Source organism: Paenibacillus sp. F024, assembly GCF_057814255.1.
Genome location: NZ_JBVASZ010000018.1, coordinates 79,180 through 93,337, shown reverse-complemented (window position 1 = coordinate 93,337; position 14,158 = coordinate 79,180). Strand labels below are relative to the sequence as shown.

Below are 14,158 nucleotides of genomic sequence, written 5' to 3'. Positions count from 1 at the left end.
AAACCAAGCAAGGGGTGATGTTTTTATAATATCTTTCCGGATTAATTAAATGAAAGGAAGATGGTTCTCTGCCCTCACGAATATAGATGTATCATTTGGGAATTATACATCAAGAAGTAACCAACGATATAAGGAGGAGTGTTATTCCATGCCAGTCACAACGCATACTGCACAGCATCACCAATCTTGTATCGACACATGTAATGCCTGCGTACAAGCTTGTGAACATTGCCTAACCGCGTGTTTGAATGAACCGGATGTGCAGGCAAGAATTCAATGCATTCAGTTGCTGCGGGATTGTGCAGATATTTGCTCAATCTCATCTCAATTCATGTCACGTAACAGTCCCTATGCCAAACAAATCTGTAATATCTGCGCAAGCATTTGTGATGCTTGTGCGGCGGAATGTGCGAAGTTTAAAGACGAACACTGCCAACACTGCGCCGAACTTTGCAGAAAATGCGCTGAAGAATGCAGAAAAATGGCAGCTTGACTGAGATAGGGGGACGGTTGTCCCCCTTTCAGTTATCCCTCTTTTTTTATTTGGATTTTTCTCTAATTTTCGAAAATTTGTTTAGATAATTTTTTTTGCTTTCTCTTTTTCCTTAAGATTAGAATAACGACCGTAAGAATTAACATAAACATAAATGTTATACTGGTGCTGAATGGGGATGATGCTGCCTTTTTTTCAATTGAAGGATCTTCCGTATTATCTCGTTTAAGTTCTTTATTATTATTGATTTCCAATTCTTTTGAATATATTTTTTTTCCGTCAAAGTTCAAAACAACGATTAGGAAAGCAGAATCATCGATCTGGATATCAAATTTTTCGTCTTTATCGCTTGTAAAGATTAATTGTTCCGGGATTACAAAACGGTCGATATAAGACTCAAATGCTGAGGGATTTAAAGTAATCTTATTGGTTTGAAAATGTTCAAATCCATAGTCGAACAATTTTACCATATCACCGTAAGCTAATTCTGACGAATCGGCTTTCAAGGTAACGGCAATCCATTCTGAATTCCCTCTCTTGACAGAGGCAACCAACGTGTTTCCGGACTGACTCACATATCCGTTTTTTACACCTGTTGTTCCTTCGTATCGCCATAGTAGTTTGTTATGATTATAGAGTGTTGTTTCCCATCCTTTCCCGATCCACTCCATTTCCTTTGTTCCAACGATGGAACGAAATATCGGGTTTTTCATCGCGTATTGCGTAATAATTGCCATATCATAAGCAGTTGTTTGATGTTTTTCATCAAATAGCCCATGCGGGTTTTGAAAATTTGTGTTCTTAACTCCAACCGTATCCCTGACAAATTGATTCATACGTTCTGCAAATTGGGCTTCACTTCCATCAAAATATTCCGCAATCGCTGTTCCCGCATCATTGCCTGAATTAATAAGCAGTCCTTGGACAAGTTTTAATAATGTAACCTGTTCCCCTTCAAGTAAATAAACTCTCGTACCAATAACATTTCTAGCTGTTTCGCTAACGGTTACAATATCGTCCAAATTGCCCTCTTCTATAGCTATTATCCCTGTTACGATTTTCGTGATACTTGCGGGATACATTAAGCGATTACTTTCTTTTTCATACAATATGGTGCCTGTTGCTCCGTCAATTAAGATAGCAGCTTCGCTGTTGAGCGAAAAATGCTGATCATCTTTCGTTGCATATACCGTATTTTGAAAAACGAATATGAACGAGACGAATAGAAGAAAAAAATGATAGAATGTTTTCACTGAACTTTTCCTTTTCATGAACGGAATTGAAAAAATACACTACTTATTGTAGTGTATTAAAAAGTGCAATGTCAAGATCTTAAGATCCTTGAAATATCCTTTGTAATATTTTGAAAATGCATATCGCTTTAGTTTTTATCTAAGAATTACAGTATAGCAGTACAAAGTTAAAATAACTTCGGACTGCTATACTATTTCCTTGGCATCCATTTACTTTATTTATACAGCGATTATAAGATATAACTAAATTGGATTTTCCTAAAATACCGCTCAGCACCAACCTTATACTGTTCTTTCACTAGTAGTCCCCTCTGAAATATTAAGCTGCTTCAGCAACTTCTCGTAATTTTTCCAGCGATATACGTTCCGCATATCTGGCGTAGGTCTCTTTCTTTTTTCCGTTCTGCTGAAAGTCTGTAATCAATCGGGTGACTGCAGGAATAAGCTGTTCTGCTCTAAGGCCAGGTACTAACAACTGCGCAAGCCGCGCCTTCAAACCTTTGGCATCGCCACCAACATAGAGATCATATCTATCTTTCATTTTCACGATAGCAATGTCTTTTAGTAAAGGCTCGCTCGTACCGAGCGCACAACCTGCATAACCAATCTTCAATGGACTGGGAACTGGATGACCGACAATTGCCTTATCGAGTGTTTCGGCTACATCCAACCCTGCATCCTCTGCTCCTCTGCAAAAATTGCATGCAATTAAACTTTTCGAATAAAAGCCTGCAGGGTGAATCTCCAAGCCTGCTTCCTGCAATTGTTTCTGCACTTCTTGCACACGTTCTTCTTGCAATGCCACATAAAGCTGCTTGAATGTCGTCATTTCAATCTGGGCATCTTCCCCTACGATGGAACCTAGCAATGCAAGCTGGTTAGGCTTAAATATTGTACCACCCACTCCAAACCCAGGTGTTACGGCAAATTTCTGAAAAGCCATTTGATTTTCACTCTCCCTTTTCAATATATATGAAGCTTAGTTCAAACTTAAATTTTCACTCTCTGCAATCTCAATGCATTTAACACTACGGAAACGGAACTGAACGCCATTGCCGCTCCAGCCACCCATGGCGCCAACAAGCCAATTGCCGCAATCGGGATTCCAGCGGAGTTATAAGCAAGAGCCCAGAATAAATTCTGCCTAATGTTCCGCATTGTCTTACGGCTCATAAATATCGCATCAGGTATACTATTTAAATCACCACGCATCAATGTTACATCAGCTGCTTCCATGGCTACATCGGTTCCAGTACCGATCGCCATCCCGATATCCGCCAGTGCCAGGGCTGGAGCGTCGTTGATACCGTCGCCAACCATCGCCACCTTTTTGCCTTGCGACTGTAATTTCTTGACCTCTTCCGCTTTTCCCGCTGGCAACACTTCGGCCAACACATTATCAATACCGACTTGCGATGCAATGGCCCGAGCCGTCCGCTCGTTGTCCCCCGTAATCATGATTACTTCTAGTCCCATCCGCTTGAGGCGATCAACAGCCGTTTTTGAAGTCTCTTTAATCGTATCAGCCACGGCTACTATTCCGGCATATTGTTGATCGATCGCAATAAGCATCGCTGTTTTCCCTTCCTGCTCTAACTTCGACATCTGATCGAACGCCTGCTCCGCAGTTACGCCATACTTGGCCATTAAACGGCGGGTACCGGCCAAGATCACCTTTCCTTCTACAACAGCGCGGATGCCGTATCCCGGGACGGCTTCAAACTCGCTAGCTTCGGGAAGTTCCAGACCTCTCCCCTTAACACCTGACACGATCGCCTCCGCAAGCGGGTGTTCCGAACTCTTCTCAGCTGCACCGACTAGGCGCAGGAAATCCGATTCCTCCATATTATCGACCCATACATCGGTCAATTCCGGCTCACCTTTTGTAATCGTGCCGGTTTTGTCCAAGATGATCGCCTCGATTTTATGCGTCGATTCCAAATGTTCTCCGCCTTTGAACAGAACGCCCATCTCTGCTGCACGACCGGAGCCCGCCATAATTGAGGTTGGCGTTGCAAGACCTAGCGCACACGGACAAGCGATAACAAGGATAGCTATCGATTTTTCCAATGCACTGGCAAAATCGCCTGGTGTTACAATGAAGTACCAAACCCCAAAGGCTAAAACCGCAATGGCGACTACAATCGGTACAAAGATGCCGGAGATGCGATCCGCTACCCGTTGGATCGGCGCTTTCGAACCTTGTGCTTCTTCCACAACTTTAATTATTTGAGCCAGCGCTGTTTCCTTACCGACTTTTGTTGCCTTTACTCTCAATCTTCCGTTCTTGTTAACGGTCGCTCCAATGACAAAGTCGCCTACGTTTTTCTCTACGGGAATACTCTCTCCGGTTAACATCGATTCATCTACGGATGACGTTCCCTCGACCACTTCTCCATCTACGGGAACTTTCTCACCCGGCTTCACAAGTACGATATCTCCGGTCACTACTTCTTCAACCGGAATGGTCAGTTCCTGTCCATCGCGCACGACTAGCGCGGTTTTGGCTTGTAAGCCCATAAGTTTTTTGATCGCTTCGGACGTTCGTCCCTTCGCCTGAGATTCGAATAGTTTTCCGAGAACAACCAATGTAATCAATACGGCGCTTGTCTCAAAATACAGATCCGGTCCATGATGTGCAGCATCCGCAGATGATGCCCACACAATCGATAAATACAAACTATAGAAATAGGCTGCAGACGTTCCTAGTGCAATAAGCACATCCATATTGGCGCTTTTGTTACGTAAAGCCTTAAAGGCACCCACATAAAACTGCTTTCCGATATAAAACTGGACTGGGGTGGCAAGTGCCAATTGGAACCACGGATTCATAAATAATTCAGGCATCCAGATCCACGATGTGAATGAAAAGTGGCTAACCATCGACCACAACAACGGCAAACTTAATAGGACTGAAATGAATAGCTTACGCTTTTGATGTATTATCTCTTGATGCCGATGTTCCTCCAAATTACTTTGAGCTTGTTTTGGCATTGCTTTATAACCTAGTTTTTCTACTTGGTTCTGCATATCGGCGACAGTAACTTCCGTCGGGCTATATTCCACATGAGCTGTTTCCATCGCAAAGTTGACAGTTGCATTCGTAACACCCGGCAGCTTGTTAAGCGATTTTTCAATCTTGTTTGCACAGGCTGCGCACGTCATACCACTAAGCTGCAGGTCGATTGTTTCCTTTGCCGTCCCGTACCCCAGTTTTTGTATGCTTTGTTCCATTTTTGAAAGATCCATTACTGTAGGATCGTACGTTATCGTCGCCCGCTCCATCGCGAAATTAACATTGGCCTCTTTAACCCCTTCCAACTTATTCAAGCCTTTTTCAATACGATTCGCACACGCGGCGCAGGTCATACCAGTAATTTGCAGGGAACTTTGCTTCAATTCGATTTGATTGGATTCCATCTGTAGTCACCTTTTCATGTACCCATGGGGGGTATAATTTTGAGTAAAAAAATGATGGAAAATAGTCACTCGATGCGAGTGACTACTTCGTTAAATTTCAAACCACATCATAGCCTTGCTCTTCAATTTCATGTTTGATTTTCTCAAGATTAACGTTATTTTCATCATACTGAACCTGAACTGTACCATTTTTTAGATCAACTTTTGCGGTTACCCCAATATTTCGCAGTGCTCCTTCAATAGAATTTACACAATGATTGCAAGACATGCCTTCCACTTTCAATGTTTGATTTTGCATGTTACGGGTCTCCTTTATTTGAAATTTACTTCATTAAAGTATTCATTGTTTTCAATAGTTCTTCAATAACCTCGACTTCACCATCTTGTATTCGTTCCACAACACAGCTTTTTAAATGTTCGGCCAATAACAGTTTTCCTACGCCGTTCAGAGCGGATTGAACCGCGGCAATTTGATTCAAAACATCATCACAATAAGTATCCTTTTCGATTAACCCTTTTATACCTCGGACCTGTCCTTCAATCCGATTTAATCGAGCTGTTAGTGCAGCTTTCGTTTTACTGGAATGATGACTTTTCCGTTCATCTAAACTCGAACAACAATGTTCTTGAACATCTGTAACCCCAGTTTGTATGATTTCCACTAAATTGCACCTCCTTGTATTTATAGTATACCCCCCTATGGTAATTGTCAATCATTATTATCCGCAAATTCGGGTGTTTGCGCTGAAGCAATTTTCTAATAACGATATAGACAGTAAATCCGGATACCGCAATAATCAAAGCCATTCCAATAAACATGACGATTCACATTCCGAACATACCATCCATCATCCAGTTCATTAATCCGTCCCTTATGTCACTATTTTTTCGAACAGTAGTTTTTTTTTTAAGTCCATTTTTCTCATACCAAAAACACTAAATTTCAATGAAAAATGACACATACCCGGAGGCAGTGTCTAGACGTACCTTATAGCTAATGATATTTTCAGACCAGAGGCGTTAATCACAACGTCCTTTGGATATCGCGGATTAACGGCTTTTTTCCACGCAGGCTATAAGCCGCTTCTCGATATCTGAAGCGATAGCCATCAGTTCATCGTTCTCTACAAGTCCGATTAAAGCCGTAGGCTTCGGCAAGCCGATCCGGGTACTCCCGCTCTCTTCATAAACGGCAAGCTTACATGGGAGGAAATAACCAACCAAAGCATTTTCTGAAAGCACACGTTTGGCTTCATTTGGATTGCATACTTCAAGAATATGATAAGTATTGTCAAAATCAACACCTTTCTCATGAAGTTTTTCCTGCATATCTAATTGCCAGAGGACACCGAATTTTTCTTCCTTTAGGTTTTCAGTAAGGGCTGAAATTGCTTCTTTAGGCGTTTTTGCTGTCTTAACAGTGTAATGGAACATGACTTTTCCTCTTTTCCCTGTTCAACTCGCCCGCGATGAAGACAATCGCAAGTAAGTCCTTTTATTTAACATCTAATGACCCATAGCCGGCATTTCCGACATGCCGTTTTTAGAATTTCCCTCATGTTGCCCATGTCCTTCGCCTGTGGAAGAAATGATCTCCAGCATATCGTCAATTTCTCCTTGTGCAGCCCTATTCAACGATTGTTCATCGCCGACTAACCAAGAATGGTTATACGGCCCTTCCGTTGGAGATTTCTTATATTTGGGTTGAACCGTCATCATGTAATCCATGACAGTGTCCGGCATCTTCTCCTTATCAGTCCAAAGAATAGGAGCATGTTTGCCCAGATGTGAGAAAGGCGCTGCTGCGAGAGCCAATGATGCTGTATTCAGACTAATAAACGAAAAGTTATGTCCCGGTGAAGTGATTCCCCATCCAAATCCGGTCTCGGGGTCTTTATATTTAGCAAATGCAACGGCATTTTCATAAGGGTCGTTTCCAGAGATCCGAACGACCTTTCCGTACTGTCCTAATTGTTTTTCAACATTTTCGGATATAATGCTCTTTGGTCCCAATAAATAAATAGATGCCTTTCCATTTCTAAGCTTTAATGCTTCTATTGTATCCGTTGGAATCTCATCCTTTGTTACATACAGTAGCGGCTCAGGCATGTGTGCAATCCAGTTAATTGCTGGCAGTGAATATTCTTGGCTATCCAGAGAGCCTATAATTACAGATTGTGGATAGCCCTGTGAAATTCTTGCATAATAATCATCTACTGTTTTAGCGATAGCTGCGGGACCTTCACCCTTAATCCAATCTGTTTTAAAGCCCATTCCTTTGATTTCCTGCTCAACATTTTGATCCAGATTTCCGACCAAAATAACTTGTGTTCCGTTATTCAAAGTCGATCCTACAGGATTGAGCCTTTTTAATTCATTTTTCGTAATCTCTGGCACATTATTCTTATTCACAAATAATACGGGGCCATTATTCGGATGATGAATTAAATCTGCACTTACTAGTGCGGATTGCCAATCTTCTGGGTTGGCCAGAATAACACCACCGGGCTGGTTCTTTTCGTTTGTCGCCATCCAAACCGTTTTGGACACCAATACGGCCGTTTGAAAAGGATCACTGTTGTTAATACGTGTTGTATTTTTAGAAGCGATCCAAGGAGGCTCTGACGCTTTGTTTTTCTGTTGATCGACGTTTACTTGACCTTTTTGTGTTTGTTGGCCTTGTGTAGCTCCCGGTGTGCATGCAGTTAATGTCAATATTACTGCGAAGAAAAGGATATTGATCTTTAAACGCTTATTCATGCGAAATCCTCCATCTTGGATTTTCATCTGTAACTTTTAGATGTACTTCAAACTTCTGCCTTTGCGGCTTCCCGTATATTATTTCCAAACGGCTGAAAGTCTTATCCATTTGTTTCTGGGGAATTTACGCCCCAATTAGTCTTGATTTACAAGTAAAGCTACTGTATGAGGTCACGAACAATCGGTTACAGCGTAAAATGTCTACTTTGCGTACGATAAATCAAACTTGCCATTTGATTTATACATCTTTCCATACTTTGTTGAATTCAGGTTTCGTATCATATTTTGGGCACATGCCGTGTTCATGTTATGCTATCTAGCATAGACTGTTATACGTGATGCAAACATCACGAATTCGCCCCTAAGGGAGGTATGCAATAACTTCACCTATTACACAATGCGGTGCCTACACCCTCAATCATGAAGATTGTTGCCGACAAAAAAGGTGGATTGGCATTTAAAAATGAAACTTTATCTTGAGCAACAAAAAACTAATTACTCGAAACAGGAGAAGAAATTTTCAAAACTTGCCGGGGAAAGAGCGCACGTGCCTAGTAACGACACCGTTGCATAATGTATGATAAGCATGATGGAGAGATCCGTGTATAGCGAGGTTTGCGAAGACTTTGAACGAGAACTGAACTCCCAAAAAGTTGACCATTTATCTGTGCCTATATAGGAATGTGTTACCCCTAGCCGTTGGCCAGGGGTTATTCTACATTGGTATGTTGTTCCTAATTATTTGCTTCTTCCATCTATCTCGATCTTTATAGAATGATTCAGTTGAAAAATCTCTTATTTCGTATTTCCTTGGTAACTGCATTGTTATTTATATATAAAGCATAGAAAAAAGCAACCTAGATAAGAGTTGCTTTCGATTATATTATGTTTCTATATTAATTTATTATAGTCTTGTGCTCCATAAAAGAAGCGTAAAATAACTACCTTTTCTGCGGCTTCGTCCACTTTATAGACAAGAATATAATTCTTTATAACCGCCTTTCGATAACCTTCCTTCTCCAATCGATTATCTTGACACTTAGGATACATTACAGGGTTATTTCTTAGATGAGCATAACACTTATCAACCTCGTCAAGGAAATCAGAAGCAGCTGTTGGATTTGCCAGCTGAACTGCAATGTATGAAACAATATTATCTAAATCCTGATGAGCAAGTTCTGTGACAATCAATCTATACATCGTATTTTTCTCTTATGCTTTTTAATGAAGATTCGCCATCAAGAACTTTTTCTTCCGCCAATTGTTTTTCAGCTGCATTCAGCTTTTCGTAGACATCAAGCATAAACATCTTTTCCTCATACGTTTTCATGCTCATGAGAACCATGTCTCCATATCCGTTCTTGGTAATAAAAATAGGCTCATCAGATTCTTGACACATTTGAGAAATTTCACTCGTATTTTTCAAATCGCGAATTGGGATTATTTTAGGCATAACATCCAGCTCCTTTTCGTGGCCTTATTGTACCATAAATATCCCCTACATTCAATGATCTTACTAATCATCTTATTAATCATCCCTACTATCTGTCACCATCTTTATAAAATAGTAAGCGGATGGATCTAATGGCGACCAACCGCTTACTGCTGTTTTGTTATCCCTCCCCGGGCTTTGTCGTCATTAGGCGATACAGTTTCGTATTCCGCGGGAATTTGTCGGTAAATGGAACAAGGGAACTGCCTACCTTCATAAGTCCATTTCCGGCGTCTACATTCGTGATGTATGAGAGTTGCAGGTCTGAAATATTAAGCAACTCGGCAAGCTCCATCCGATCGGTGCTGGCCTGATTCAACATGACGATAAATTCACTATTTGCTAACATGGTACGTGCCGTATGGCTTTGCAGCAAATCGTCCACGTTTTGCGTAATTCCCGTACAAAAGGCGCCATACTTTCGGACACGCTTCCAAAGCGTGAAAAGAAAGTTGGCGCTATATTCATGCTGGAACAACAGATAAATCTCGTCGATAATGATAAACGTATTTTTTCCCTTTGCCCGGTTTTGTGTAATCCGATTCAGGATACTATCCAGTACGACTAACATGCCAATCGGGAGCAGCTGCTTTCCCAAGTCAAGAATATCATAGCAAATGAGCCGGTTATAGACATTAACATTAGTAGGCTTTGCGAACGTATTCAGACTGCCGGAAGTAAACAACTCAATCGCCAGAGCAATGTCTTGCGCTTCTGGTTCAGATTGCTTGAGCAGTTCAGCGTGAAAATGTTGCAAAGTAGGCGGGTCGCCTTTGAAATTGCTTTGCAAATAAGTTCGATACACTTTTGCGGTGCAGCGGTCGATCAACGACTTCTCCTTTGCGCCAAGGGGATAGCCGCCCATCAGTTGTTCGCACAGCGACAGAACAAACTCCGACTTGAGGATGATTGGATTGGCCCCGTCGCCGTACTGCCGATTGATATCCATGGCATTAATATGATTCGGCGAGGTTGCGGAAATATGGACCGTTTCGCCGCCCAGTGCTTCCACCAGCGCAGAATATTCACGCTCAGGGTCAATCAGGATCACGTCGTCATCGCCTGCTAGCACCAGATTGACTATCTCACGCTTTGCCGTAAAACTTTTACCTGAGCCGGATACCCCCAGAATGAAACTGTTCCCGTTTAACAGTTGCTTGCGGTTGGCCATAATCATATTCTTACTGATGACATTTTGGCCGTAATACATACCGCCGGGATGGATGACCTCCTGTGCCCGGAATGGAATGAAAACGGCAGTGCTTTCCGTCGTCAAAGTTCGCAACGCATGTACCTTGCGCAATCCATACGGAAGCACCGTATTGAGTCCGTCCATTTGCTGAAAGGTCAGCGGTGCTAACTGGCATAGATGCTTGCGAGCAGTTGTCAACAGGGCTTCGGTATCGTTGTCCAACTGCTCCTTGCTCTCCGCAATATGCACCATTGTCAGCAGTCCGAACATCATGCGCTGGTCGCGTGTCGTCAGATCGTCCAGAAACTCCTTGCTTTCCTTGCGTTGTTGCTCCATATCATAAGGAACAACGGCAGAGAAATTATTATTGTTGTTTTGCCGCCGCTGCCAATTCGTTATATTCGTCTCCACGCCGAGCAGCCGGTTTTCCACTTCGCGGACGGCCTCATCGGTCGGAATCGGTATCACATCAAGAGATAGCAGCAAGTTCCGGTTTAGGTCGCATAATTCAGCCACCATGCTGTCCTTGATGTAGCTCGCGTATTCCCGTAGAAAAACGACACGGCCAAAGTAGCGTCCCATCCGAAAGTAATCCCGTTCGAACTCAAACGTATCCGGACTGATGTAATCCTTGAAGTCATGTCCCTTGCGCATGGTAGCGGACAAGTCAAAGTGATAGTCAGCCTCCTCGCCAATTCGAAAAAAATCATGGAGCATGCGCAGGCGATCTATCGCATCCAGTTCCACGCATGCGGAACCAAGACGCGAGAAATGCGCCATCAGTTCCGAACCGATTCTGGCGAAATACTGACGGGCATCCTCCACATTTCTTTTGACCACAGATACCGTAATATATTTTTCCTGAAAAGTGCCGTTTGCGCCCATCGCCTTGTCGAGCAACATCTGGTTGTATTCCTCGCGGTATCCATCAAGTCCGTCCTGACGATGGGGGATCAGCAAGGTGTCTTCCACGTCCAGCCGATTTAAACGTCGGTTATGAATCGTGATTTTCGTCGTCGCGCCGCTATCGAGAGAATTAAGCAGTTCGCAATAGGCTAGGAACATTGCTTCCTTGTCTTCTCTGGAGGCGACAGCGTAGTTCATGTCTTCAAATCGGTACGACTTAGAAAACTTGTTGCCCACAAAAAAAATCCCATCCGGCCAGATGGCACGAATCGGGATGACTTGCTGGACACCCTTCGGAATGGCGAACCGTTCCTTGTCTTGCTTGATAATTCGTTTAAGCGTTTTAATCACGAGCTTCACTCTCCTTGCTCACGCTGCTGGACATACTTATGCAGCACCTCGTAGTAAATGTTCGTCGCGCGATAAACCAGCCGTTTGGGCATGAGAAATTCGGATTTTACATACGTCCACAGAAGCTGCTCTGCCGTCATGCCGTGGTAGTGAATAAACCCGAGCGCGGCGCAGGGGGCGGCTCCCAGAATGCACATCCAACTGAGCGTCTCCACGCCGAAGCGGTCTCGCAAAGCAAAGTACAAGCCAATTGCCACCAGAACGGCCAATACTGAAAAAAAGAACTGCCGCAAGGACAGTCCAAAAAACAAGCTCTCGGTATATTCCCGGATTTCCCGGTTAATTTTGACTTCCATGTGTAGGACCTCCCGAATCTGCCGCCCGTGCATCGGGCTGGCGACTATCTATGTTGGCGAAGCCCTGCTCATCGAACGGATGAAGATGACTCGATAACGCGGACGCAAGCTGTATGCCATCTTTCAGACCTTGCAGATATAGCCATTCATTCATAATTGCTTGCTTGAGGTGCTGACAATCTTCCCAACCCGCAAATTCCGGCATGCGCCCGATGTCCATGCCCGCGAATAAGCGTTCAAATGCTTTTCTTTCGTTTTCCCGAATGCGGCTAAGTTCGGAGTGATTTTCAATAAGATCGGATACATTGTCTAGCCGTTTTTGAATCGCTTCTCTGAACCATGGCGGAAATTTCATCGTTTGCCCACACCTCTCATCTACCATGTCTCCGATGCCGTTTGCGTCGGGTACGCTCATAACGAACGAGCAATTCATCCACTTTGCGACTTTGCTCCTGCAATTCCTGGTTGTCGGATAATCGAATGGATTGCTTCAATGACTGCTCGCCTAGCTTGTTCAGCTCCTGTCGTTCTTTCTCCAATTTACGCAATAGATTGCTCATTCTTCCACCGCCTTGTTTTCAGATGGGCTACCGATTAACATATCTGGATATGAGTTTTTAGCCCCCCCTGATAGTAATTTCAAAACTCATGTAAGTCAATTCTGTGCTTGTCCATAATAGGAACTATGAACTCCTATTCGGAAAGAGATGACAAGCGATGCACGTTTACGATAAAAAAATAGTAGGCCAGCGGATACGCAAACGGAGAGAAGCATGGGGCATGTCACGCGAGCAACTGGCCGAGCAGATCGGGCGTGTTCCCCGGTTTTGCGCGGACATTGAGCGGGGGAAAGCCGGCATGTCGATAGAAACGATGCTCAGCATCTGTCATGTGCTGAAACTGTCTCCGAATGATTTGCTGCTACAAAACGTTTACGCTGAACCTTCCAATGAAATTGAGCTGATTATGGCCGCGCTCCAGCAATGCACAGACAAACAGCGCAAAGACTCGCTGGCGCTGCTGAAGCTGTTTCTGACCGCCATCCAATAATTCCCGCCTATAAACCCATCATCTCCCGAACGACCCGGTCGGCCATCTTCACCGTGCCGACCAAGACCAGCATGTTAAAAATGAGTTCTCCGATGTACGTCCATACCATCGTGACCGCGCCAGAGCCAGCTTCGACAGCCGGGGGCGCGCTGGCAAACGCCGCGTAGATGATGCACGCCAGCACGATGATCGCCCCTTCCATACAGGCGGCTGCATATCCTTTCAAAAATGATTTGCCGATACTCTGGCTCGGCTCGCCAGCGAATGAGGCGAGCGGAACCGGAGCAATCGCTGTATACAGATAAATCCGAAAAAAACGCCCGTACACAGAAAGAATCATGATGAAGGACAGAACGGTAATAAACAGGCTGCCCAGCAAAGAGACGACCCAGAGTGGTATGCTTTGCCAAAACCCGACATCTTCGATCGCCTGGGTAATCGTGTCCGGCAGCGACATGCCATCCACCGCACCAAACCCCGAACGGGACATCATCGTCGAGATGATGCCCTGCACAATCGTAAACAGAGCCATCATCAGTTCCAAACCATAGGTGACAACTGCCTTGGCCAGCACAAATCGGACAAATAACTTGACCGCCAGCTCCGGCCGCTTCAGTTCGGCAAAATTACCCGCTGTTTTCATCACACCGACGACAAAAAATAAAACCAGCAGCGCCAGTCCCGTTGCCTGTAACGCGCCGTGAATATCCGTGATGATGCGCCAAATGGTGCCCCCCTTGAAATCGACTGGTGACTGGGTAACAAGGTGCCAGATTTCATTCATTTTCTGCTCCCAGGTATCTAGAGCATTCTCCAAATTATCTGCAATCCAACTGTTTTTCGACATACGCTCACCCTTCTGTCGAGGGAGGAACGGGCGTCGGC

The 14,158-nt window shown here is 43.9% G+C and carries 16 protein-coding genes; 2 read left to right on the top strand and 14 right to left on the bottom strand.

From position 1 onward, the window contains the following. The first annotated feature begins 49 nt into the window (after positions 1 to 49). Complete coding sequence (locus ACZYR9_RS18285) at positions 50 to 493, top strand: four-helix bundle copper-binding protein (protein ID WP_306439373.1); 444 nt, start codon at positions 50 to 52, stop codon at positions 491 to 493. Positions 494 to 555: 62 nt separating this feature from the next. On the opposite strand, the gene ACZYR9_RS18280 is transcribed toward ACZYR9_RS18285, so the two are convergent. From ACZYR9_RS18280 to ACZYR9_RS18220, 13 genes are all read right to left on the bottom strand, one after another. Beyond that, positions 556 to 1,746: a D-alanyl-D-alanine carboxypeptidase family protein gene (locus ACZYR9_RS18280; protein WP_236595682.1), complete on the bottom strand. Its 1,191-nt coding sequence runs from the start codon at positions 1,744 to 1,746 to the stop codon at positions 556 to 558. Between the two features lie 319 nt (positions 1,747 to 2,065). Further along, positions 2,066 to 2,689, bottom strand: a complete 624-nt coding sequence (locus tag ACZYR9_RS18275; protein WP_127608041.1) for an NAD(P)/FAD-dependent oxidoreductase — start codon at positions 2,687 to 2,689, stop codon at positions 2,066 to 2,068. A 47-nt stretch (positions 2,690 to 2,736) separates the two neighbouring features. Then, positions 2,737 to 5,166, bottom strand: a complete 2,430-nt coding sequence (locus tag ACZYR9_RS18270; protein ID WP_127608042.1) for a heavy metal translocating P-type ATPase — start codon at positions 5,164 to 5,166, stop codon at positions 2,737 to 2,739. A 97-nt stretch (positions 5,167 to 5,263) separates the two neighbouring features. Continuing rightward, a complete protein-coding gene (gene copZ, locus ACZYR9_RS18265) occupies positions 5,264 to 5,464 on the bottom strand; it encodes a copper chaperone CopZ (RefSeq protein WP_054798833.1) in 201 nt (66 codons plus the stop codon). Between the two features lie 25 nt (positions 5,465 to 5,489). Next, the gene (locus tag ACZYR9_RS18260) at positions 5,490 to 5,828 is read right to left on the bottom strand and encodes a metal-sensitive transcriptional regulator (protein WP_372814415.1); all 339 of its coding nucleotides are present in this window, start codon (positions 5,826 to 5,828) and stop codon (positions 5,490 to 5,492) included. A gap of 388 nt (positions 5,829 to 6,216) precedes the next feature. Further along, a complete protein-coding gene (locus ACZYR9_RS18255) occupies positions 6,217 to 6,600 on the bottom strand; it encodes a DUF302 domain-containing protein (protein WP_141336216.1) in 384 nt (127 codons plus the stop codon). A 72-nt stretch (positions 6,601 to 6,672) separates the two neighbouring features. Continuing rightward, entirely contained in the window at positions 6,673 to 7,926 is a 1,254-nt protein-coding gene (locus ACZYR9_RS18250) for a cell wall-binding repeat-containing protein (protein ID WP_141336215.1), read from the bottom strand. A gap of 891 nt (positions 7,927 to 8,817) precedes the next feature. Continuing rightward, positions 8,818 to 9,126, bottom strand: coding sequence for a type II toxin-antitoxin system RelE/ParE family toxin (locus tag ACZYR9_RS18245; protein ID WP_141336214.1), 309 nt, complete (start codon positions 9,124 to 9,126; stop codon positions 8,818 to 8,820). Then, positions 9,119 to 9,379 (bottom strand): type II toxin-antitoxin system Phd/YefM family antitoxin, encoded by a 261-nt coding sequence (locus tag ACZYR9_RS18240; RefSeq protein ID WP_127608044.1) that lies wholly within the window; start codon positions 9,377 to 9,379, stop codon positions 9,119 to 9,121. The genes ACZYR9_RS18245 and ACZYR9_RS18240 overlap by 8 nt, the downstream gene beginning before the upstream one ends. A 160-nt stretch (positions 9,380 to 9,539) precedes the next feature. Next, a complete protein-coding gene (locus tag ACZYR9_RS18235; RefSeq protein WP_127608045.1) occupies positions 9,540 to 11,867 on the bottom strand; it encodes a VirB4-like conjugal transfer ATPase, CD1110 family in 2,328 nt (775 codons plus the stop codon). A gap of 5 nt (positions 11,868 to 11,872) precedes the next feature. After that, positions 11,873 to 12,223 (bottom strand): PrgI family protein, encoded by a 351-nt coding sequence (locus ACZYR9_RS18230; protein ID WP_127608046.1) that lies wholly within the window; start codon positions 12,221 to 12,223, stop codon positions 11,873 to 11,875. Continuing rightward, complete coding sequence (locus ACZYR9_RS18225) at positions 12,207 to 12,578, bottom strand: hypothetical protein (protein ID WP_127608047.1); 372 nt, start codon at positions 12,576 to 12,578, stop codon at positions 12,207 to 12,209. The genes ACZYR9_RS18230 and ACZYR9_RS18225 overlap by 17 nt, the downstream gene beginning before the upstream one ends. Before the next feature lie 16 nt (positions 12,579 to 12,594). Further along, positions 12,595 to 12,783: a hypothetical protein gene (locus ACZYR9_RS18220; protein WP_054795922.1), complete on the bottom strand. Its 189-nt coding sequence runs from the start codon at positions 12,781 to 12,783 to the stop codon at positions 12,595 to 12,597. A gap of 157 nt (positions 12,784 to 12,940) precedes the next feature. Between ACZYR9_RS18220 and ACZYR9_RS18215 the strand changes: the two genes are divergently transcribed. After that, positions 12,941 to 13,273, top strand: coding sequence for a helix-turn-helix domain-containing protein (locus ACZYR9_RS18215; RefSeq protein WP_127608048.1), 333 nt, complete (start codon positions 12,941 to 12,943; stop codon positions 13,271 to 13,273). 7 nt (positions 13,274 to 13,280) lie between these two features. On the opposite strand, the gene ACZYR9_RS18210 is transcribed toward ACZYR9_RS18215, so the two are convergent. Then, positions 13,281 to 14,120, bottom strand: a complete 840-nt coding sequence (locus tag ACZYR9_RS18210; protein ID WP_127608049.1) for a VirB6/TrbL-like conjugal transfer protein, CD1112 family — start codon at positions 14,118 to 14,120, stop codon at positions 13,281 to 13,283. Positions 14,121 to 14,158: the final 38 nt, after the last annotated feature.